Source organism: Buchnera aphidicola (Anoecia oenotherae), from assembly GCF_005080765.1.
Classification (GTDB): domain Bacteria; phylum Pseudomonadota; class Gammaproteobacteria; order Enterobacterales; family Enterobacteriaceae; genus Buchnera_E; species Buchnera_E aphidicola_AB.
The window spans coordinates 442403-466600 of the sequence record NZ_CP033012.1 but is presented as its reverse complement, the minus strand read 5'-3'; the positions used below and the strand labels follow the sequence as shown (position 1 = coordinate 466600).

Here is a 24198-nt window from a genome sequence, read left to right as displayed (position 1 = left end):
TTATAAAATAGTATTTTACATTTTTCCTATGCAGATAAGTTAATATTTTTATTTCTTTTCACTATTTTTTTATATACAAATAATAGTATTTTACTTTATTGCAACAACGTGGTAATCTTGTTTTAGGTATGAATTCTAAATATTAATTTAGATAAGTAATTTAATTTTTTATTTAATTAAATAAATTTTATATATAAAGTAAGTAGTTTTATTAAATAATAATAATTTATTTTATTTTGATAAAATATATATTTTATATATTAAAAAAAACTTTTCTAGTCCCCTTCGTCTAGCGGTCTAGGACATCGCCCTTTCACGGCGGCAACAGGGGTTCAATTCCCCTAGGGGACAAACTACAAAAATTTAGTAAAGAAATTAAATTATTTGTATACTATTTTTTATATTTGTGTTAATCTTATTATGATTTAAAATTTATTATTTTGTTCTTTAACAATTGAAAACAAGCATACAATATAATATAAATGTAAGTTTATTTTATAAACACCTGTGGGTTGTAAGGTTAAGCGTATAAGCGTATATGGTGAATGCCTTGGCAGTCAGAGGCGAAGAAGGACGTGCTAATCTGCGAAAATCATCGGTGAGCTGATAAGAAGCGATATTAACCGTTGGTATCCGAATGGGGAAACCCGATGCAATATATAGCATCATTATTAACTGAATATATAGGTTAGTAAAGCAAACCGAGAGAATTGAAACATCTAAGTATCTCGAGGAAAAGAAATCAATTGAGATTCCCTTAGTAGTGGCGAGCGAAAAGGGACCAGCCATGAGTTAACTATATAATCTATAATTTAATAGAATGATTTGGAAAAATCAGCGATACAGAGTGATAGCCTCGTATATGAAAAATAAATATTTTATAAACTCAAAAAATTAGGGCGGGACACGAGAAATCTTGTCTGAAGATAGGGGGACCATCCTCTAAGGCTAAATACTCCTGACTGACCGATAGTGAACTAGTACCGTAAGGGAAAGGCGAAAAGAACCCCGGCTAGGGGAGTGAAATAGATCCTGAAACCGTATACGTACAAGCAGTAGGAGCTTGTTGAAATATACAAGTGACTGCGTACCTTTTGTATAATGGGTCAGCGACTTGTATTTTGTAGCAAGGTTAACTTTAATAAGGGAGCCGTAGGGAAACCGAGTCCTAAATAGGCGTTTTAGTTGCAAGATACAGACCCGAAACCCGGTGATCTAGCCATGGACAGGTTGAAGGTTGGGTAAAACCAACTGGAGGACCGAACCGACTGATGTTGAAAAATCAGCGGATGATCTGTGGTTAGGGGTGAAAGGCCAATCAAACCGGGAGATAGCTGGTTCTCCCCGAAAGCTATTTAGGTAGCGCCTCGTGAACTCATCTTCGGGGGTAGAGCACTGTTTCGGCTAGGGGTCCATCCCGGACTACCAATCCGATGCAAACTCCGAATACCGAAGAATGTTATCACGGGAGACACACAGCGGGTGCTAACGTTCGTTGTGGAAAGGGAAACAACCCAGACCGCCAGCTAAGGTCCCTAAATTATAGTTAAGTGGGAAACGATGTGAGAAGGCATAGACAGCCAGGATGTTGGCTTAGAAGCAGCCATCATTTAAAGAAAGCGTAATAGCTCACTGGTTAAGTCAGCTTGCGCGGAAGATTTAACGGGGCTAAAACTATATACCGAAGCTGCGGCAATAAAATTAATTAATTTTATTGGGTAGGGGAGCGTTCTGTAAGCTGATGAAGATATATTGTAAAGTATATTGGAGGTATCAGAAGTGCGAATGCTGACATGAGTAACGATAAAGCAGGTGAAAAACCTGCTCGCCGAAAAACTAAGGTTTCCTGTCCAACGTTAATCGGGGCAGGGTAAGTCGACACCTAAGGTGAGGTCGAAAGGCGTAATCGATGGATAACAGGTTAATATTCCTGTACTTCTTGTTATTTGCGAAGGAGGGACGAAAAAGGTTAGATTATCCAGGCGTTGGTTGTCCTGGTTTAAGCGTGTAGGTATAAAAACTAGGCAAATCCGGTTTTTTTTAAGCTAAGGCGTTATGACGAGTCATTACGGTGATGAAGTAATTAATACCATATTTCCAGGAAAATCTTCTAAGCTATAAATAACAAGAAATCGTACCACAAACCGACACAGGTAGTTAGGTAGAGTATACCAAGGCGCTTGAGAGAACCTAGGTGAAGGAACTAGGCAAAATAGTGCCGTAACTTCGGGAGAAGGCACGCTAACAGTAAGTGAGAAAGATTTACTCTTTATTAGCTGAAGTTAGTCGCAGATAATAGCTGGCTGCAACTGTTTATTAAAAACACAGCACTGTGCAAACACGAAAGTGGAAGTATACGGTGTGACGCCTGCCCGGTGCCGGAAGGTTAATCGAAGGAGTTAAAGGAAACTTGAAGCTCTGAACTGAAGCCCCGGTAAACGGCGGCCGTAACTATAACGGTCCTAAGGTAGCGAAATTCCTTGTCGGGTAAGTTCCGACCTGCACGAATGGCGTAATGATGGCCAGGCTGTCTCCACCTAGGACTCAGTGAAATTGAAATTGCTGTGAAGATGCAGTATACCCGCGGCAAGACGGAAAGACCCCGTGAACCTTTACTATAGCTTGATACTGACTACTGAGTTCTATTGTGTAGGATAGGTGGGAGGCTTTGATGTTTAGACGCTAGTTTAAATTTAGCCAACCTTGAAATACCACCCTGTATAATTTGGTATTCTAATCTAGCACCGTTATCCGGTGTAGAAACAGTGTCTGGTGGGTAGTTTGACTGGGGCGGTCTCCTCCCAAAGAGTAACGGAGGAGCACGAAGATTGGCTAATTACGGTCGGACATCGTAAGGTTAGTGTAAAGGCATAAGCCAATTTGACTGCAAGCATGATAATGCGAGCAGGTGTGAAAGCAGGTCTTAGTGATCCGGTGGTTCTGTATGGAATGGCCATCGCTCAACAAATAAAAGGTACTCCGGGGATAACAGGCTGATACCGCCCAAGAGTTCATATCGACGGCGGTGTTTGGCACCTCGATGTCGGCTCATCACATCCTGGGGCTGAAGCAGGTCCCAAGGGTATGGCTGTTCGCCATTTAAAGTGGTACGCGAGCTGGGTTTAGAACGTCGTGAGACAGTTCGGTCCCTATCTGCCGTGGGCGTAGGAAGATTGAGGGGATCTATTTCTAGTACGAGAGGACCGAAGTGGACGCATCTCTGGTGTTCGGGTTGTCATGCCAATGGCATTGCCCGGTAGCTAAATGCGGAAAAGATAAGTGCTGAAAGCATCTAAACACGAAACTTACCCCAAGATTAGTCTTCCCTGAAACATACTTTTGTTTACTGAAGGGACGTTGGAGACTACGACGTTGATAGGCTAAATGTGTAAGCACAGCAATGTGTTGAGCTAATTAGTACTAATGACCCGAGAGGCTTAACCTTACAACACCAGAGGTGTTTTAAAATGAATAGTAATAAATTTTTATTGAATGCTTGTTTTTAATGAATAAAATTTAATTTTAGTAAAATAATTACCTGGTTATTATAGTAATGTGGTACCACCTGAAACCATACCGAACTCAGAAGTGAAACACTTTAACGCCAATGGTAGTACGGGGTCTCCCCGTGTGAGAGTAGGAAATTTCCAGGTAGTTATTTTACTAAAATAGTTTTATATTTTCACAGTAATTTAAATAAAATTTTATTTTATAGTTAATTAATTTTTATAAGTCTTTTATAACTTATAAATAAAATAAATTTTTTAGAAAAAATAGTGTAATTTTATGTAAAGGTAATATAGATGTCTAAGATTAAAGGTACTGTTAAATGGTTTAATGAGTCTAAAGGTTTTGGTTTTATTACTCCTGAAGATGGAAGTAAGGATGTTTTTGTTCATTTTTCTGCTATACAAAGTAATGGATTCAAAACTTTAGCGGAAGGTCAAAGTGTAGAATTTGAAATTACTGAAGGAGCGAAAGGTCCTTCTGCTGCTAATGTCACAAGTATTTAATTTTTTTAAAGTAATAAAAGTATAAATTAGATTCTTTTAAATCATTTAAAACGGTACACTAAGTACCGTTTTAAACTTTTTTGAATAAATTTTATAAAACCATTCTTACTATATTTATTTTATTTATATCATTATATAAATTTTCTATTTGAGTAAAATTATTAGCATATATAGTAATAGAAATAGATAAGTAATTTCCTTTACTACTTGATTTTATTATTGGGATATAATCTCCAGGAATTCTTAATTGAATCACTTTAATAACGTTATCAATCAATTCTGGTTTAGCAATTCCAATAACTTTATAAGTAAAAAAGCAAGGAAATTTTAAAGATTCTTCTAGTTTTGTCTTCATATTTATCCTAATTTAAATATAAAATATGATTTTTATCAAAAAATAAAAATTTATGTTTAAGAATTTTTATTTATATAAATAGGAAATTATATATATATAAAATTATACCATTTTATTTTTAAATAAATAAACTCTTATTATGAGATAAAGAAGCATGTTAAGAATTTTTAATACTTTAAACAATAAAAAAGAAAAATTTACACCTATAAAATCAAATATAGTGAACATGTATGTTTGTGGGATTACACCTTATGATTTCTGTCATTTGGGACATGGAAGAACTTTTATATTTTTTGATATTGTAGTAAGATTCTTAAGAAAAAGTGGATATCAAGTTAATTACATTCGTAATATAACGAATATTGATGATAAAATTATACAAAAATCAAAAGAATATAATTTACCTGTAGATATTATTACAAACAATTTCATAAAAGAAATGCGTAAGGATTTTTCTTTGTTAAATATGTTAATTCCTACTCAAGAACCATTAGTTACTGATCATATGGAATCTATATTTAAAATGATTCAATCTTTATTAGCTACTAATTATGCTTATCATTCTAAAAATGGAGACATTTTTTTTTCTGTTAACAAGGATAGTAATTATGGAAAATTATCAAATCAAGTATTAAAAAAATTAAAAAAAACAAAAATTAGTATAAATAAAAACAGTAAAAAACATGTTGAAGATTTTGTTTTATGGAAAAAATCAAAACAAAACGAACCTTATTGGATTTCTCCTTGGGGAAAAGGAAGGCCTGGATGGCATATAGAATGTTCAGCTATAAATGATTTTTATTTTGGAAATACAATAGATATACATGGAGGAGGAATTGATTTGTTATTTCCTCATCATGAAAATGAAAACGCTCAATCGACATGTTATAATCAATCATCAATGTATTCAAAATATTGGATGCATTCTGGAATGGTTTTTTTAAAACAACAAAAAATGTCAAAATCTGGTAAAAATTGTGTTTATTTACGTGACATTTTAAAAAAAAATAATCCAGAAAGTATTCGTTTATTTTTTTTATCTACACATTATAAAAAACCAATTTATTACGATAAAAATTCTTCTTTGAGAGTTTCTTTTTTTTCTTTATCTAAATTATATGTTGCTTTACAGCAACAAAACATTTTTTGTTTTACAAACGATAAATTTAAACAAATAAAAATTTATGGTTTATCGTATAAAAAAAAATTTTTCCATGCTATGAACGATGATTTTAATACTCCAAAAGCTTTATCTATATTATTTGAATTATCAAAAAAAATACAAATGTATAAAAAGAAAAAAAGCTATTGTTATTCTAATTATTTGAGTTACATTTTAAAAAAATTAGGAAATGTATTAGGTATTTTGTTTCAAAATACAAGTGATTTTTTTAGCACCAATTCAGTTATTAAGAATGAAAAATATAAACGATTTATTAAAACGTTAATAAAGAAAAGAAATTATTTTAGAATATTAAAAAAATGGAAAAAAGCTGATTTTATTAAAGAAAAACTCTTAAAACTAAATATAAGAGTAGAAGATTCTGAAAAAAAAACTACATGGAAATATATAAATACATTTAATAACGACAGTATTTAATATATTTTTTTAATATTTTTTTCATAAATGTCTATAGTATTTTGTAAAAGAGATAAAATTGTCATAGGACCTATTCCTCCAGGTACTGGAGTAATGAGGGAAGCTTTATCTATTACAGACTTAAATTTTACATCTCCTATAATTCCACCATCATGTTGTTTATTTATTCCTACATCTATTATTATAGATTTTTCTTTAATCCATGAAGAATCAATAAATTCTGCTTTTCCAATTGCTACTATTAAAAGTTCTGCTTTTTGTGTATGTTCCTTTAAGTTTTTTGTAAATCTATGGGTTACAGTAGTAGTACATCCATGCAGAAGTAATGCTAAATTCATAGGTCTTCCAACAATATTAGAAGCTCCTACTATTACTGCATTTAATCCATAGGTCGGTACATTATAAAATTTCATTAATGTAATTATTCCTCTCGGAGTGCAAGGTATTATTGTAGGATTTTTTTGACATAAAGAACCTATATTGTATGGATGAAAACCGTCTACGTCTTTGTATGGAGAGATAGAATTAAATATGTTTGCAGTGTTAATATGATTAGGAAGAGGAAGTTGAATTAAGATTGCATCTATTTTTTTATCGTTATTTAAATGATTAATTTGTTTTAATAATGATATTTCAGATACATTTTTTGAAAAATGAAAAAAAATAAATTTTATTCCTATATTTTTACAAGCTAATTTTTTATGTTGTACATAAATTAATGAAGCAGGATTTTTTCCTATTAATATCACCGCCAAATATGGAGGTCTATTTCCTTTATTTTTATAATATAATAATCTTTTTTTTAATTTTTCTTTAAAAAAATTAGATACTTTTACTCCATCCATAATTTTTTCTATTAATTTCATTATAGTAATCTCTGTATACAAAAATATTTGTATAATTTTATGTTGCATAACATGATTTTTATATGTAATATATTTTATATATAGTTATTTTTAACTAGTTTTATATACAAATTATATTTTTTTTGGATTGCACTCTTAGCTCAGTTGGATAGAGCAGCGGCCTTCTAAGCCGTAGGTCACAAGTTCGAATCTTGTAGAGTGCAATTTTTTTAATTTTAAACAAATAATTGAACGTTTTTTTAAATAATATTTAATGTACAAATGTGTTATACGATTATTTTTAAACTTTAAGTTTAGATTAATCACTCTAACGTAAATGATTTAATAACTCTATTTGAATACGTTCAATAGTTTTACTAGCATCTATTTCATATAATTTACATATTCCGTATTTACTTTCTTTTCGATAAAATTCTATTAATGGTTTAGTCAAAGAGTTATATATTTTTAGTCTTTTTTTAACTATTTTTTCAGAATCATCTTTACGAATACTTAACGGTTCTTTAGTTAAAGGATCTAATTGTTTTTCTCCAAAAGAAAATGAGTTAATATTAAATATTCTTCCTGAAGGAATATGAACTCTTCTACCCATTAATCTGTTAATTAATAGATCTTTTTTAGCGAATAAATTAAAGACTATATCAATTTTTCTAAACTTTTTTAATTTTTTTGCTTGAATAATAGTTCTTGGAAATCCATCTAAAATAAATCCTGTTTTAAAAAAAATTTTTTTTATCTGAGAAAAAATTAATTTTACAATAATATTGTCGTCAATTAGTTTTCCATTGTTTATTTTTTTTGATACGTCTTGCATTGAAGACAATGCATTTATTTTTTCTTTTAAAATTTCACTACTAGATATTATTGGAATTTTCATTTTTTTTGATATTAACAATGATTGTGTTCCTTTTCCTACCCCTGGGGGTCCAATAAAAATAATATTCATTTTTTTCCTTATTCCAAGAAAATATTTTTTATATTTTGATATAATATTTTTACTGTATTAGATGTAAAACTTTTTAAGAAATTAGCAATTTATTTATTCGCGATATAAATTGATTAGGATTTGTTAGATTTCCTTTTTCGATTAATAAGGCTTGTTCAAATAATAATTGAATCCATTCGTTTAATTCTTCTGTATCTTGTATTGAAGATATTTTTTTTATTAGTTTATGTTTAGGATTTATTTCTAGAATATATTTAATCGGAGGGACTTTTTGTCCAGCTGATAAAAATAATTTAGCCATTTGTGTTGACATTGCATTTTCGTTTGTTAAAAGAACAGAAGGCGAATTAGTTAATCTATAAGTTATTCTTACGTCTTCTACTTTATTTCCTAATATTTTTTTTATATCTTCAATAAAAGATGTAAATTTTTTTTCTATAGTAGATTCTTTATTTTTGTTTTCTGAAAATAATTTATTTAAAGAATCATCTGATTTACTAACAGATTGAAATTTTTTATTTTCAAATTCAGTTAGATAGTTCATCATCCATTCGTCTATTCTTTCAGATAATAGTAAAACATCAATAGATTTTTCTTTAAATACTTCTAAGAGAGGACTATTTACAGCTGCTTCATAACTTTCTGCAGTAACAAAATAAATTTTTTCTTGATGTGAAGGCATATTTTTCACATAATCTTTTAGTAAAATAGTTTGTTCTTTACTTTTATTATTAATAGAAGTAAAAAGTAATAATTTAGATATTGTTTCTTTGTTTATTGGATCTTCAGCTGGTCCCTCTTTTAAAATTGCACCGAATTGTTTCCAAAACTCTATATAATTTTCTTTATTGTTAACAAGCATATTGTTTAAAAGTTTTAGTATTCTTTTTGTTATTACTTTTTTTAGAGAATTAATAATATGATTATCTTGTAATATTTCCCTTGATATATTTAATGGTAAATCATTTGAATCTATTAATCCGCGTACAAAACGCAAATAATTAGGTAAAAATTGTTCTGCATCATCCATAATAAATATACGTTTTACATAAAGTTTTAATCCTTTTTTATTATCTCTGTTCCATAAATCCCAAGGTGCTATTTTAGGAATATATAATAAACTAATATATTCTTTTTCACCTTCAACTTTGTTATGACTCCAAATTAGCGGATCTTGCGAATCATTAGTTATATGTTTATAAAACTTTATATATTCTAAATCAGAAATTTGAGATTGTTGTTTTGTCCATAATGCTTGTGCTTGATTTATTTTTTTCCAAATATTTTTTTCTTCTTTTTTTTCTTTTTCTTTTTTCTCTTTTTTTACTATTTTTAATAATATTGGAACGTTAATATGATCAGAATATTTGTTGACTGTATTTTTTATTTTCCATTCTTCTAAAAATTCTTTTTCTTTTTCTTTTAGTTGTAAAGTAATTGATGTTCCTATAGTTTCTTTTTTAAGATATTTTATAGAATAATCTCCTGAACCTGAAGATTCCCATAATAATCCTTCAGAATTTGAATCTATTGCACTTTTAGTATGAACTAAAACTTTTTTTGAGACTATAAAGGAAGAGTAAAATCCAACTCCAAATTTTCCAATAAGATTATTTTCTTTTAATTTTTCTTTTTTTAATGATTTTAAAAAATTTTTTGTACCAGATTTTGCAATTGTTCCTAAATTTTCAATAAGTTCTTTTTCATTCATACCAATTCCATTATCAATAATAGTCAATTGATTATTAATAGTGTCAATTAATATTTTTATTTCAAACTGATCGTTTTTGTTCTCTACAGAAGAAGAAATATTAAAATATCTTAGTTTATCTATTGCATCAGATGCATTTGAAATTAGTTCTCTTAAGAATATTTCTTTATTAGAATATAAAGAATGAATCATAAGTTGCATTAATTCTTTAGTTTCAGATTTAAAAGAATAAGTGGTTTTTTTTTGTTTGTTCATCGATATCTCTATGTTTTATAAAAAATTAATTTATATATATTGTGACTTAAATGATAAATTTAGACTATGTTTATTATATAAATATATATTTTTTTAATTATATCAAAAATGTGATATAAATAATAATAAGTATATAATATGATGTATCTAGTATGTTTATTATAGTACTATTGTATAGTTTAGTTAGACAAATTAAATGCATTAGGAATGTTCATATTATTAGAAATAGAAGACATTTTATTTTTTTTTATTTCCGATATTCTTCTAATAGCATCATTAAAAGCAGCTGTTGATAGATCTTCTAGAATTTCTTTTTCTTCATCAAACAAACTAGAATCAATTTCTACTTTTTTACAAATATAAGAACCATTTATAGTTATTTTAATTAAACCAGCTCCGGACTCTCCTGTAACTTCAATTTTTTCTATTTCTTCTTGTATTTTATTCATTTTCTCTTGCATATCTTGAGCTTGTTTTACTAAATTTCCTAAATTGTGTTTATTGAACATATAGTAATATTACCTTTTATGAAAAAAATAATAGATGGTGTTTTTATTTTTTTTTTAAATTTTTTATTTTTAATTTATTTTCATTTAGATGTATTTCAAATATTTGTATAATTTTTTTAAAATTTTTATCGTATAAAAAATTTTTTTTCATAAAAAAATTTTTTTTTTGCACTTTCATATAGATTTTATCAAACTTTTTTTTTTAGTAAAATCAAAAGATGATAAGTTAGATTTTTTTTCTTTTTTTTTTAAAAAAAATGTAGATTTTTTTTTTATTAATTTATAAAATTTTTCGTTTAAATTAATAGCATTATTTTTTTTTAAAGAATATTTTTCTTTATTTAAAATAATAATTTTTTTTTTTCTATTATTTTTTTTCTAGATTCAATAATATTCATTAATAATTTTTGACGTTTTAAAAAACTATTATTTTTATCTTTGGATTCCATTTTTATTTTATATTTTTAATGTTGTTGACAATAATCATAAAATGTTTAGCAATATTTTATATCAATTTTATTTTATAAATGCAATATTTCTAATAATAGCATTTCTATACCTATTTTTTTAGTTGGAGCTAAATGGATTAGTGAACGTCCATGAAGAATTGTTTTATAATACAATTTTAATTGATTAAAACTTAATTTCTTTGCTATTTTTAATAATTCATTTTCAAAAGATGACATATAATAATTGTTTTTTAATATAGATGGATATAATTTTATCATAGAAATAAAATGAAATATTTTTAATATTTCTTCTAATAAATAATCCCAATTAAAATATGAAGATTCACATTGTTTTAATTTTTTAAACGTGTTAGTAATGTTTTTTTTTATGATTGATTGTGTAATTTTAAAAATAATTTCTTCATTAAACGTTCCTAATAAATTAATAATTGTTGACGTTAAAATTTTTTTATTATCTATATATATAGATTGTTCTAGAAAATTTAAAGCATCTCGAATACTACCTAAAGAATAGTTAGAAATTATTTTTAAAGCCTCAGGTTCTATTTTTATATTTTCTTTTTTTAAAATTTTAGAAATAAAATTATATATTTCAATAAAATTTAAGTCGTTTAATTTAAAAATTAAACATCTGGATAATATTGTATTTGGAACTTTTTCTATTTCTGTTGTTGCAAAAATAAATTTAACGTGTTTTGGAGGTTCTTCTAAAATTTTTAGTAAAGCATTAAAACTATGTTTAGATAGCATGTGTATTTCATCTATTAAATATATTTTAAACCTTCCCTGTAAGGGACTATAAAAAACAGTTGAAAGCATTTCTTTTATATCTTCTACTTTTGTTTTAGATGCTCCGTCTACTTCTATAAAATCTGAAAAGCAATGTTTTTCTATATTTTTACAAATAAAACATTTTCTGCACGGATTTTCTGTAATAGAGTAGTCGCAGCTTAAACTTTTAGCAAGTATTCTAGCTATAGTAGTTTTCCCAGTTCCTCTATTACCAGAAAAAATCCAAGCATGATGTATTTTATTTAATTTAATACTATTAGTAATAGCTTTTATAACATATTCATGACCGCATACTTGACTAAACTTTTGAGGTCTCCATTTTCTAGCTAATATTTTATAAGTCATAATTATATAAAAAAAACAGTGTATTATTTCTTATTTTATCATAAAAAAATATATATAGTTATCTGTATTTTATGTATGTAAATATATAAATATCGTAAAAAAAAGAAAAATTTTTATTTATAGATGTTTATAGGATGAAAAAATGTATATTTTATGTTATTATAAATCGATTAAGAATATAGTTTTTTATTTATATAGAAATATAAATTTTTTTTTGTAGAAATTATATTTCTATGTAAATATGTAAAACTACAAATAAATCTCTGTTAGTAACCTAATGTTGTAATCTTGAATGAATAAGTCAGGTTCGGAAGAAAGCAGCTACATCAAGTGAATCAGGTATTAGAAAATTACTAACAGGGATTTACTTTTTTTTTATAAATACGCAATATTAAATATTATTGATTGTATGTTTGTCCTTTATACATTTTAAAATATACTTTTCTTTTATTTATTAATTCTTTATGTGTTCCTTCTTCTATTATTTTCCCATTCTGTAAAACAATTATATTATCTGCATCAGTAATAGTAGATAGTCTATGTGCTATTATCACTAATGTAGTATTTTTTCTAATAGTTGTTAAGGTTTCTTGAATTGTCTTTTCTGTTTCAGAGTCAATATTAGCTGTTGCTTCATCTAAAATTAATATTTTTGGTTTTATAACTAATACTCTAGCTATAGCTAATAATTGTTTTTGTCCAACTGATAAGTTATTTCCTTGTTCTCCTAACATAGTATGAATTCCATTTGGCATAGATTTAATGAAAGAATAAAGTTTTACTAATTTAAGAGTTTTTAATATTTTTTTTATAGAAATATTTCTTCCTAAATCAATATTGTTTAATATAGTATCCGCTAAAATAATTGGATCTTGTTGTACGATAGCAATTCCAGTTCTTAGAGAAAAGTAAGATAATGAGTTTATGTCTTTATTGTCAATAAAGATTCGTTGATTTTTAATAGGATAAAAACCCATTATTAAGTTAACTAATGTACTTTTTCCGCTTCCAGTATTTCCAACAAAAGCTATAAATTTTTTATTTGGTATTATTAAATTAATATTATTTAATGAAAGCGCACTATTTTTAGAATATGAAAAATTTAGATTATTAATAGCAATTTTTCCAGTAGATATAGTAATTTTGTTCTCTCCATAGTTTTGTTTTGGAGAGTCTATTAATTCAAATATTCTTTCTCCTGCTACAATAGCTTGTTGTAAAATAGTTTGTTGCGTAATTATAGCTATAAGAGGTTCATTAAGACGTCCTAAATAATTTATAAAAGCGTATAAAACACCAACTTCAAATAATTTGTTAGAAAAATAATTTACTAATAGCATTAAACTACAAAGAATAATTGAAGAAATAAAACTCAAAAGAGGTCGTAATAAAAATCCGTCTAATTTTAGTATTTTAATTCTAGCTAAATAATGAGAATAACTAGTTTCTTTTAAATATTTTCCAAATCTATCTTCTTGATTAAATTGTTTAATAACATTCATGCCGTTTATTATTTCATTAAATTTATTATTTATATTAGCAATATAAAACCTTACTTTTCTTAATAAGGGTGTACTAAACTTTTGGTGTATTAACATAATAATTAAAACTATAGGAATCATAGTTATAGCTAAAATAGCCATATGCCATTCTAAGAAGAACATGCTGATTAACATAGTACTAATGAATGCTGTTCCACGTAATGTAGTAGATATTACAGTATCATATAATTCTCTTATAACTTCAGTATCATTAGTTACTTTAGAAATTAATTGTCCTATAGGCTGAGCATCAAAAATATAAACGGGTTGTGCTAAAGCTGAACGCATTACTTCTGATCTGATTGCATACACTATTTTTACAGATATTTTATTAAATAAAATAGCTTCTATATAGGTTAGAGTAGAAGCAATAATCTGCAAAATTAAAAAACATAATATAATTAATGTTATTAAATGAACATTTCTTTCTTTTTTTTCTATGATATTTTGTATGAAATATTTTATTAATATAGGACTAGACACTTCAGCTATTGAAGCTGCTATTAGTAAGAAAAAAGCAATATAGAGAGATTTACTATATTTTTTGCTATAAGCAAGTAATCGTTGAAAAATTGGCCACAGTTTTATAAAACAATTTAGCATTCAATAATTTCCTTTTTAATTATATTAAATATGTTGGTAATTATACATTTTGCTGTACCAATTTACTTCTTTCATTAAATTTATATGAGAACCATGTTGAATAATATTCCCATTTTTCATAACTATAATTTTATCAGAGTTTTTTATAACAGATAGTCTATGAGATGAAATAATTATACTTTGATTTTTCTTTTTCCATTTTTTTATGTTTCTTAAAATTTTATGTTCAGTGCATCCATCGACAGCAGATAAAGCATCGTCTAAAATTAGTAATTCTGTATTTAATAGTAAAGCTCTAGCAATTGCAATTCTTTGTTTTTGTCCTCCTGATAGCATAACTCCTTTTTCTCCTACTTGAGTGTTATATTTTTTAGGAAATCGAATGATGTCAGTATGGATATTTGCTAATATAGCAACAAACTTGATTTCAGAATAAGTTGCGTTAGGTTTTCCTAAAGCTATGTTATTAAATATTGTATCAGAAAATAGAAATGTGGTTTGATTTACTACTGCAATACGATTTCTCCACTCTTTTAGAGATAATTGATTTAAGTTTACTCCATTAAAAATAATTTCTCCTTTATTTATTGGGAAATGACGTTGAATAAGATTTAACACAGTTGTTTTTCCAGATCCTGTTGGTCCACATAATCCTAATATTTTTCCTGATGATAAAATAATTTTTATATTTTTTAAAAAATAATTTTTAGTTTTTGGATATTTAAAACAATTTATATTAATAATAAAATTATTGATTATTTTTGGAAAAGCAGTGTTTAAATTTTTATCACTTATAAGTTTTGGAACAATTAAAATTTCTTGAATTCTTTCCCAGGCAGCACTTCCTCTTTCCACTATATTAAACATCCATGCTAAAGCTAACATAGGCCAAATAATTAGTCCTAAATACATAATAAAACTAGTTAATTGTCCTAAAGTAATAACATTAGTCCATACTAACCAACCTCCTACGGTAATAGATAAAATATTAGACATAGAAATAAAAAAATGAATTATTGGTTCAAAGCATGCATCAACTTTAGCTACTTCCATATTTTTAAAGCTAGTAAAATCAGCAATTTTGTTAAATTTTATTAATTGGTTTTTTTCCAATCCAAAAGCTTTAATCATTCTAATGCTCGTTAAACTTTCTTGTACTTGATTATTTAAAGAAGAAAAAGCAGCTTGTGATTCAAGAAAACGAATATGTAATTTTTTTCCAAATTTTTGTATTATAAATGCCATTATTGGCATAGGTAGTAAAGCAATTATAGTAAGTTTTAAACTAATTTGAGTACTCATAACAACTAAAACGGAAAAACCTATAACTAAAGAATCAACCAATGTTAAAACGCCTTCTCCTGCTGCAAAAACTACGCGGTCTACGTCATTGGTAGCTCTAGCCATTAAATCTCCAGTTCTTTTTGTTAAATAAAAAGACATGTTATGTTTACTAAGTGATTCATACAATTTTTTTCTTAATTCTACAGCTAATTTATATGATGCACCAAACAATAAAATTCTCCAAATATATCGAAATATATAAATAATAATAGAAGTAGCAAGCATGGATATAACCCAGTTGAATATATTAATACTATTTTTTTTATTTTGAATAATTGCGTCGACTAAAATTCCAAGTAATTTAGGAGGAAGTAGTTGAAGTATAGCAATTATAAGTAATAGTGTTATAGCTCCTAAATAACGTTTCCACTCTTTTAAAAAAAACCATTTTAATTGATTAAACAATTTCACAGAAAATTTCCTACTAGTTAAAGTATATATATAAATAATTTATGAGTAAAATTATTGTATTTTTAATATTTAAATATAGTTATGTATAATACTTTAATACTAAAAAATAATAATAAAAATACAAAATTTTATACTAATTTATTTTTATAGAGAAAATGAATATGTTTTTAAAAATTATTTTAAATAAAAATATTTTTTTAAACTATATTTCTTAACAGTTGAGTGTTGTTTTTAATATCAGATTTTTGTTCTAGACTATTAATAATGTTATAAAGAAAAACTCCAGAATAATAATTTTTGATATAATTTTGTAGTAATAAAACGTTTTTTTTGTTTAAAGAATTAGAATAAAATGTATTGTGACATGCAATAAGAAATATATTTCCTTTTGGATCTACAAAAATTCCATAAACTGGTTTATTTTTTAATTTAAATTGTAAATTAAATGAAAATTTTTGGACCGGTGAAATGTTTAGTTGAGAAAGGGTAATTTTATCAGAGAAAAAAAATTGTTTATTTAATAATGTTTGTAATTCATTATTTGGTTTTGTATCTATTGTTTTTTTTAAATTCATTATTATTTTTTTTCTTATTTTTATATATTTCAATATATTTTCTATTTCTTTTTTACATTCTGAAATAGTTTTTTGTTTTTTTGGGATATATTTTTCTATATTAAAGAGATAATATATTCCATTTTTAAAGTCAACGGTATATAAATTTATATTAGATATAGAAGATATAGAGCGAATACCCATTGTTTTAAACATTTTTTTTTCTAAAATAGTATCAATTAATTTTTTTAGAGTATTTTTTTTAGAAAAAAGAGTGGCATGTAGAATATTTAACTTAAATTTTTTTGCAATATAATTTAGGTTATTTTTTTTGTTTTTTATTTTTTGATTAATATTTGGAAGTTTTTGATAAATTTTATTATTAGTTAATTGTGATAGAAAAATTTTTTTTGGAATTAAATTCAGTTTTTTTTGCGAAGGAATTATTCCGCTTAATTTAAAAATAAAAAAATTTTTTTTAGAACAAATTATTTTAGAAATATCTCCATTGTTTACTAATGATGCATGTTGAATTTCAATTGGAAATGATGATTTAGTTATCCAATTTGTACTATTTTTTTTTGTTAAAGGTATATAGTTAGTTATTCTTTTTCTTTTTTTTGCTATTTTTTCAAAATTTTTTCCAAGTAGTAAAGATGCGAATATAGTTTTAGCTTCTTTTTTAGATTTAGTTTTTATAATAGTAAATTTTCTTTTTTCTGGAATATTATAAATTTTATGATGTTGTATATACCATTTTTTTAATTCATTATCATTAATTAATATTTTTAACTTGTTCATATCAAGTTTAATATAATTTATTTTTAGTTTTTCAGAATAAAAAAATGAAGACTTATGTTTATTAAAATATTTCTTTATATTTTGTGGTTTTATTTTTTCTCGATTTATTTGTTTGCAAATATTTATTTTAGCTTGACTAATTATTCTATGTTCGGAGAAAGACCTTAAAAGTATTTTTAATTCTGCATTTGTCACAAAATCAGTATTTTTTAGTACAGACAAGAATTTTTTTTTTGATTCTTGTAAATTAACAAAATTTTCATATTCTTGCTTTGAAATATTTAAAATACTTAAAAATTTATTAAATTTAACTTGGTTAAATTTATTGTTTTTTTTAAAAAAAGATAATGATTGTATTTTTTTTTTTATAAAAGAAGGACTTAGTGAAAAATGAATTTTGTTCATGTATTGGTCTAATAGTACACTTTTTATTTTATTAGATAATAATTTTTTATAATTGTGATCAGTACAATTAATTTTTTTATAATAAAAATTATTTAGTAAATTATTAGATTTTGCATCTTTTTCTAAAGAAATTAATTGATAAATATACTTAAGTGTACTTTCTTTTTTTTGTATACTATCGACATTAGATACGTGTTCTTTTTTTACGCTGTTTTTTTTAATGCAAGTATAAGTAGTACTTATCATTAAAGAAATAGCTAATAAAGTTAATAAACTATTAACTATGATCTTTTTCAATTTGAAATTAGCCTTGATTATAAAAAATGAAATTTAATTTGATTTAAATTAATTAAAAAATGCAAATATATAAGTGTGTAAATTACAAATATATATATATATATATATTATATATATATCTAGTATATAATATAAAATCGATATTTTATAGTTAAAAATTATTTAATGTTTGGATTATTAAAAAATTTTATTTTAAAAAATATACAGTTAAGTTATATAATATTTTCTTATAAAAATACACACTGGTAAAATATTTAATTTCACCAGTTGCAAAATAATAGTAATTATTTTGTAAAATTGTCAGTTAAGTACGGTTTTTTTTCTAATGCTAAAATTAATACTTCTTTTATTGTTTCTACTGTAGTAATTTTTAGATTAGATTTAATGTTTTTTTCAATTTCTTCTAAATGTATTTTATTTTCTTTAGGTATAATTACGGTTTTAATACCGCTTCTGCGTGCGGCTAACAGTTTTTCTTTTAACCCTCCTATGCTTAGTACTCTCCCACTTAATGTAATCTCTCCTGTCATAGCTATGTTTGATTTAACTGGGTTATGAGTTAAACAAGATACTATAGCGGTACACATAGCTATTCCTGCGCTTGGTCCATCTTTAGGTATAGCTCCTTCAGGTACATGTACGTGCACATCTTTTTTTTCATAAAAATTCCTTTTTATTCCTAAATATTTAGCTTGTGATCTTACTACTGTTAAAGCAGTTTGAATTGATTCTTTCATTACTTTTCCTAATGATCCTGTATATGTTAATTTTCCTTTTCCAGATACACAAGCTGTTTCAATAGTAAGAATTTCTCCTCCTACTTCAGTCCATGCTAAACCAGTGACTTGACCTATATGATTAGAAGATCTTGTTTTTCCAAAATGAAATTTTTTAACTCCTAAATATTTTTTTAAATTTTTCTTGTCAATTAACACAGTTGTACAAGTTTCTTTTAATAATATTTTCTTTACTGTTTTTCTGCATATCTTTGATATTTCTCTTTCTAAATTTCTAACTCCAGACTCGCGAGTATAATACCTAATTATATTAATTAACGCATCATCTTGTATAACAAGTTCTGTACTTTTTAAAGCATTTCTATTCATTTGTTTATTGTATAAATAATTTTTTGCTATATTTGTTTTTTCATCTTCTGTATATCCAGAAATTCGTAAAATTTCCATTCTATCTAATAATGGTGTAGGAATGTTTGTAGAATTAGCAGTAGCTATAAACATCACATCAGAAAGGTCATAATCTATTTCTAAGTAATGATCATTAAAAGCTATGTTTTGTTCTATGTCTAAAACTTCTAATAATGCTGCTACTGGATCTATTCTAATATCAAAAGCCATTTTATCAATTTCATCTAGTAAAAAAAGAGGATTTTTAACTCCAACCTTGGCTATTTTTTGAATTATTTTTCCAGGCATAGAACCAATATATGTTCTGCGATGACCTCTTATTTCAGCTTCATCTTTTATTCCACCTAATGCCATTCTAATATATTTTCGACCAGTAGCTTTTGCTATAGATTTTCCTAATGATGTTTTTCCTACTCCAGGAGGTCCCACTAAACATAATATTGGACCTTTCAATTTTTTTGTTCTATTTTGTACAGCAAGAAATTCTAGAATTCTTTCTTTTATATTATCTAACCCATAATGATCGTTATCTAGTATATGTTTTGCTGTATTTAAATTTTTTTTAGTTTTGTTTTTTATATTCCATGGAACTTGCAATATCCAGTCAATATAGTTTCTGATAACAGTAGCTTCTGCAGACATAGAAGACATCATTTTTAATTTTTGAAGTTCCGATATAGCTTTTTTTTTAGCATCTTTAGGCATCTTACTTGTTTTAATTTTTTTTTCTAAACTTTCATTTTCGTCTAAATTTATATCTGATTCTCCTAACTCTTTTTGAATAGCTTTTATTTGTTCATTTAAATAATAATCTCTTTGGCTTTTTTCCATTTGGTTCTTAACACGATTTCTAATTTTTTTTTCAATTTCTAGTAAATCAATTTCTGATTCCATTGCACTCATTATATTTTCTAATCTTTTCTCAACATTTGTTAATTCTAGTATTAATTGTTTTGATGATAATTTTAGCGGAATATGAGATGCGATGGTATCTGCTAATTTTTCTGGATCATCTATTTCTTTCAGAGTAGTCAATATATCAAAAGGAATTTTTTTATTTAATTTTATGTAAGTCTTAAATTGGTTAATAGTTGTTCTTAATAAAACAGTAACTTTTTTTTCTTCTACAGGTTCAGATTTGTTTTTACAAATATGTGCAAGGAAATATTCTTTTTTTTCTTCTATAAAGTTTTTTATTTTTGCACGAAATAATCCTTCTACTAGTACTTTTACTGTTCCATCTGGTAATTTTAACATTTGGAGAATTTTAGCTACAGTTCCAACTTTAAATAAATCAGATTCTTTAGGTTCTTCTACAGTTGATTTTTTTTGAGTTATTAACAGTATTTTTTTATCATGATCCATAGCATATTCTATGCATTGAATTGATTTTTTTCTTCCTACAAATAAAGGAATAACCATATAGGGATACACTACAACATCTCGTAATGGTAAAATAGAAATTTTAATAATTTTTTCTAATATGTCAATATTCATTAATATAGACCTTTATATTTTTAAACTAATTTGAAAAAATTGATTTTTAACTAAGTTAATAATTATATGAATAATTAATGATTATAGCGTATGGCAATCAAACTTTTTCAATAACTATGTGACAAACGTATTTTATGAACATTTTGATTGTTTTAATAATATTAGTATTTATCGTTATATATATATGCTTATTAATTTTTTGTTTTATATATTAATACTGGATCAGAATTATTATAAACAGTGTCTTCTGTAATTAATATTTTTTTTACATTCTTAACAGAAGGTAAATTAAACATAGTGTCTAATAAAATGTTTTCTAAAATAGAACGTAATCCTCTAGCCCCTATATTTTTTCGTAATGCTTTTTTTGCTATTGCTTTAATAGACTGATCACAGAATTTTAATTCTACCCCTTCAATTTTAAAAAGTGTTTGATATTGTTTAACTAATGCATTTTTTGGTTTAGTTAATATCTTTGATAAAGATTTATAATCTAGTTCTTTTACATTTGTAAGTATAGGTAATCTTCCAACAAATTCTGGGATTAATCCGAATTTTATTAAGTCCTTGGGTTCTATTTTTTCTAATAAATTATAGTTATGTTTTTTTATATTGTTGAGAACAGAATGAAATCCGATAGAATTAGTAGTATGGATTCTTTTTGAAATAATTTTTTCTAATCCATGAAAAGCTCCACCACATATAAATAGAATATTAGAAGTGTTAACGTGTAAAAATTCTTGATTAGGATGTTTCCTTCCACCTTGAGGTGGAACAGAAGTTATTGTTCCTTCAATTATTTTTAGTAGCGATTGTTGCACTCCTTCTCCAGAAACATCTCTAGTAATAGAAACGTTTTCAGATTTTCGTGCAATTTTATCTATTTCATCAATATAAATAATTCCTCGTTCAGCTTTTTTAATATCAAAATTACAAGTTCTTAATAGTTTTTGTATGATATTTTCAACGTCTTCGCCTACGTATCCTGCTTCAGTTAACGTAGTGGCGTCAACTATAACAAAAGGAACGTCTATAACTTTTGCTAATGTTTTAGCTAATAATGTTTTCCCGCTTCCAGTTGGTCCTATTAGTAAAACATTACTTTTTTCGCATTCAATTTGATCGTTTTCGAAAATGTTTTTTTTAATGCGTTTATAATGATTATATACTGCTACAGAAAGTATTTTTTTAGATTTTTTTTGTCCGATTATATGATGATTTAAATGTTCGTATATTTCATGTGGAGTTAAATGTATTTTACACATAAATTGACTGATTTCGCTATTTTTTTCTTGTGTAATTATTTTATTACATAAAAGAATACATTCTTCACAAATAGATACATTTTTTCCAGTAATAATTTTTTTTATTTTATTTTCAGACTTATTGCAAAAAGAACAATATAACATGGATTCAACTTTTTTTTTAATATCGTCGTTCATAAGAAACCTTACATATAAAGTTTATATTTAATTTTGTAGTTTATAAATTTCTAATAAAAAATATAAACTTTATTTATACAAATAATTGTTAAATTTAAACAAAATAATAGAATTTATATTCTAGTTGTTAGGATAGAATCAATTAAACCATATTCTTTTGCTTCGTGAGCACTTAAAAAACGATCTCTTTCAGTATCCATTTCTATTTTTTCAAAAGTATTTTTAGTCATTTCAGCAAGAATTTTATTCATTTTTTTTTTTATAAACAAAATTTCTTTAGCATGTATTTCAACGTCAGATGCTTGTCCTTTGTATTGTCCTAAAGGTTGATGAATCATAATTCTAGAATTAGGAAGGGAATATCTTTTTTTTACATTTCCAGCAGCAAGCAAAAAAGCCGCCATAGAACATGCTTGTCCTATACAAATAGTGTTTACTTCTGGAGTTATAAATTGCATTGTATCGTAAATAGACATACCTGCACTAATAATTCCTCCTGGAGAATTAATATATAAAAAGATGTCTTTATCTTTGTCTTCAGATTCTAAAAATAGGAGTTGGGCTATTACGGTATTAGCCATATTATCTTCTATAGATCCTGTTATAAATATAATCCGATCTTTTAATAAACGAGAATATATATCGTAAGATCTTTCTCCTCTTTCATGATTTTCTACTACCATAGGAATAAGATGTGAATAATTTTTTACATAATTTTGATATATTTTATTTTTATACATATTTTTTCTATTAATTATATTTAATTTGTTAAAAGTGATAAATTTATAAAAAATAAAAACAATTATTACATATATAAAACATTTTAATTTTAGTATATAAAATATACAACATATAAATACATTGAATATTATTAAAAGATAGTATATAGATAATACAATATTTATTGTTTAAAAATTTTCATTTGTTTAGATTTTTTTTAAAAACTGTTGAAAAGAATATTTTTTATATATAATTTTCATTATCTTTAGTAAAGATAAATAAATTTGCTTTTCTATAATATGGTTATCTACTTTTTTTCTTATTTCTGTATTTTTGTAATAAGTATTTAGATATCTTGAATATATATTTTTTTCTTTTAAATAATTTTGAAAAAATTTTTGAATAATATTTTTGTCAATAACAATTGGATTATCGTTAATAATTTTTTTAAAAGTTAATTTTAAAATTAAATTTTTTATAGCTTCAGTTTTTACTTTTTTTTCTGAATAAACTGAAAGTAAACATCTAAAATTTTTTTTATATTTAACATTATAATACTTATATATTAAATCCATTTCTTCTTTTATTATTTTTTTTGGGAAAGATATAGAATTTCTTTTTAAAATATTATTAATAACTTGTTTTTTAATATATATTTTTTTTAAAACATTTGATTCTATTTTTATTTTTTTTTTAATAGTATTAAATAAATTATTTTTAATTTTTTTTAAAAATTCTCTTTTTTTTGAAATAGACAAACATGGTTTTTCTACATTTTTGATTAAAATTACAATTTTTACTTTTTTTCCTTTAAGTTCTTTTTCACAATAATTTGACGAAAATGTTTTATATATATTACAAATATCGCCTATTTTATGTCCTAATAGTTTGTTTCGAATTTCAGAAAAAAGCAATTTGTTTTCTATAGTAAAAGAAAAATTTTTTGTTTTATATTTTTCAATATATAGGTTATTAAACTTTAATTCATAATCGATAGTAATTTTATCTGACTTTTGTATTAGCGAATAAGATGTGTTTTTCCATGATAAATAATTTTTATATATTTTTTTTAAATAAAAAGATTTATCTGAATTAGTAATATTAATTATTGGCTTTATGATTGTAGTATTTTTTATTGATTGTATCGAAGGGGATAAATATTCATAAAACTTAACGGAATAAGTAATAGTTTTATTAAGAGAATATCCCTGAAAAATATATTTTGGATATTCTAATATTTTACATTTTTTTTTATTAAGATAATCTAAAAAATTTTTTTCCATCAGATATGTAAGTGATTTTTGCATAATTTCATTTTTATGCATTTCATATATAATATTTAATGGCACTTTTCCTTTTCTGAAACCATGTAGAGATATATTTTTTTTTAATATTATACTTTCTAGATTTATTCTTTTTAAAAATTCTTGTTTGCTAATGTTTAATGTTACTAAATGAGATGTGATTGTTTTATTTTCTTTTTTTTTCTTTTTCATACTAATTCCAATAAAGTATAATTATTTAAATACATTTATAAAATATGTATAGAATCTAAAGAAATAAAAATTTTTTTATT

15 protein-coding genes, 2 tRNA genes and 2 rRNA genes are annotated in these 24198 nt (G+C 25.0%); 6 read left to right on the top strand and 13 right to left on the bottom strand.

Annotated features, from left to right (window positions below; genetic code table 11):
• The first annotated feature begins 278 nt into the window (after positions 1-278).
• The 4 genes from D9V65_RS01920 to cspE all read left to right on the top strand — a co-directional run bounded on the left by D9V65_RS01920 (position 279) and on the right by cspE (position 4013).
• Positions 279-351 (top strand) — tRNA-Glu (locus tag D9V65_RS01920).
• 167 nt (positions 352-518) lie between these two features.
• Positions 519-3445, top strand: a 23S ribosomal RNA gene (locus D9V65_RS01915).
• 92 nt (positions 3446-3537) lie between these two features.
• Positions 3538-3653 (top strand): 5S ribosomal RNA (gene rrf / locus D9V65_RS01910).
• 150 nt (positions 3654-3803) lie between these two features.
• Complete coding sequence (gene cspE / locus D9V65_RS01905; protein ID WP_158341984.1) at positions 3804-4013, top strand: transcription antiterminator/RNA stability regulator CspE; 210 nt, start codon at positions 3804-3806, stop codon at positions 4011-4013.
• 91 nt (positions 4014-4104) lie between these two features.
• Here cspE and ybeD read toward each other — a convergent pair whose 3' ends face one another.
• Positions 4105-4368 (bottom strand): DUF493 family protein YbeD, encoded by a 264-nt coding sequence (gene ybeD / locus D9V65_RS01900; RefSeq protein ID WP_158341982.1) that lies wholly within the window; start codon positions 4366-4368, stop codon positions 4105-4107.
• A 154-nt stretch (positions 4369-4522) separates the two neighbouring features.
• Between ybeD and cysS the strand changes: the two genes are divergently transcribed.
• Positions 4523-5968, top strand: coding sequence for a cysteine--tRNA ligase (cysS, locus tag D9V65_RS01895; RefSeq protein ID WP_158341980.1), 1446 nt, complete (start codon positions 4523-4525; stop codon positions 5966-5968).
• Here the strand turns inward: cysS and folD are convergent.
• Positions 5965-6834: a bifunctional methylenetetrahydrofolate dehydrogenase/methenyltetrahydrofolate cyclohydrolase FolD gene (gene folD, locus D9V65_RS01890; protein WP_158341977.1), complete on the bottom strand. Its 870-nt coding sequence runs from the start codon at positions 6832-6834 to the stop codon at positions 5965-5967. The two genes, cysS and folD, sit on opposite strands and share 4 nt — an antisense overlap.
• A gap of 129 nt (positions 6835-6963) precedes the next feature.
• On the opposite strand from folD, the gene D9V65_RS01885 reads away from it, so the two are divergent.
• Positions 6964-7037, top strand: a tRNA-Arg gene (locus D9V65_RS01885).
• 104 nt (positions 7038-7141) lie between these two features.
• Here the strand turns inward: D9V65_RS01885 and D9V65_RS01880 are convergent.
• The 11 genes from D9V65_RS01880 to tig all read right to left on the bottom strand — a co-directional run bounded on the left by D9V65_RS01880 (position 7142) and on the right by tig (position 24118).
• Entirely contained in the window at positions 7142-7780 is a 639-nt protein-coding gene (locus D9V65_RS01880; protein WP_158341975.1) for an adenylate kinase family protein, read from the bottom strand.
• Between the two features lie 73 nt (positions 7781-7853).
• A complete protein-coding gene (gene htpG / locus D9V65_RS01875; protein ID WP_158341973.1) occupies positions 7854-9746 on the bottom strand; it encodes a molecular chaperone HtpG in 1893 nt (630 codons plus the stop codon).
• A 179-nt stretch (positions 9747-9925) separates the two neighbouring features.
• Positions 9926-10255 (bottom strand): YbaB/EbfC family nucleoid-associated protein, encoded by a 330-nt coding sequence (locus D9V65_RS01870; protein WP_158341971.1) that lies wholly within the window; start codon positions 10253-10255, stop codon positions 9926-9928.
• 521 nt (positions 10256-10776) lie between these two features.
• On the bottom strand, positions 10777-11862 hold the full coding sequence (dnaX, locus tag D9V65_RS01865; protein WP_158341969.1) for a DNA polymerase III subunit gamma/tau: 1086 nt from the start codon (positions 11860-11862) through the stop codon (positions 10777-10779).
• Positions 11863-12260: 398 nt separating this feature from the next.
• Positions 12261-14006 (bottom strand): SmdB family multidrug efflux ABC transporter permease/ATP-binding protein, encoded by a 1746-nt coding sequence (locus tag D9V65_RS01860; protein ID WP_158341967.1) that lies wholly within the window; start codon positions 14004-14006, stop codon positions 12261-12263.
• A 24-nt stretch (positions 14007-14030) separates the two neighbouring features.
• Positions 14031-15761: a SmdA family multidrug ABC transporter permease/ATP-binding protein gene (locus D9V65_RS01855; RefSeq protein ID WP_158341965.1), complete on the bottom strand. Its 1731-nt coding sequence runs from the start codon at positions 15759-15761 to the stop codon at positions 14031-14033.
• A 197-nt stretch (positions 15762-15958) separates the two neighbouring features.
• Positions 15959-17818, bottom strand: coding sequence for a peptidyl-prolyl cis-trans isomerase (locus tag D9V65_RS01850; RefSeq protein WP_158341963.1), 1860 nt, complete (start codon positions 17816-17818; stop codon positions 15959-15961).
• A 284-nt stretch (positions 17819-18102) separates the two neighbouring features.
• Positions 18103-20460: an endopeptidase La gene (gene lon, locus D9V65_RS01845; protein WP_158341961.1), complete on the bottom strand. Its 2358-nt coding sequence runs from the start codon at positions 20458-20460 to the stop codon at positions 18103-18105.
• 191 nt (positions 20461-20651) lie between these two features.
• Entirely contained in the window at positions 20652-21902 is a 1251-nt protein-coding gene (clpX, locus tag D9V65_RS01840) for an ATP-dependent Clp protease ATP-binding subunit ClpX (RefSeq protein ID WP_158341959.1), read from the bottom strand.
• A 113-nt stretch (positions 21903-22015) separates the two neighbouring features.
• Positions 22016-22642: an ATP-dependent Clp endopeptidase proteolytic subunit ClpP gene (gene clpP, locus D9V65_RS01835; protein ID WP_158341957.1), complete on the bottom strand. Its 627-nt coding sequence runs from the start codon at positions 22640-22642 to the stop codon at positions 22016-22018.
• A gap of 186 nt (positions 22643-22828) precedes the next feature.
• A complete protein-coding gene (gene tig / locus D9V65_RS01830) occupies positions 22829-24118 on the bottom strand; it encodes a trigger factor (protein ID WP_158341955.1) in 1290 nt (429 codons plus the stop codon).
• Positions 24119-24198: the final 80 nt, after the last annotated feature.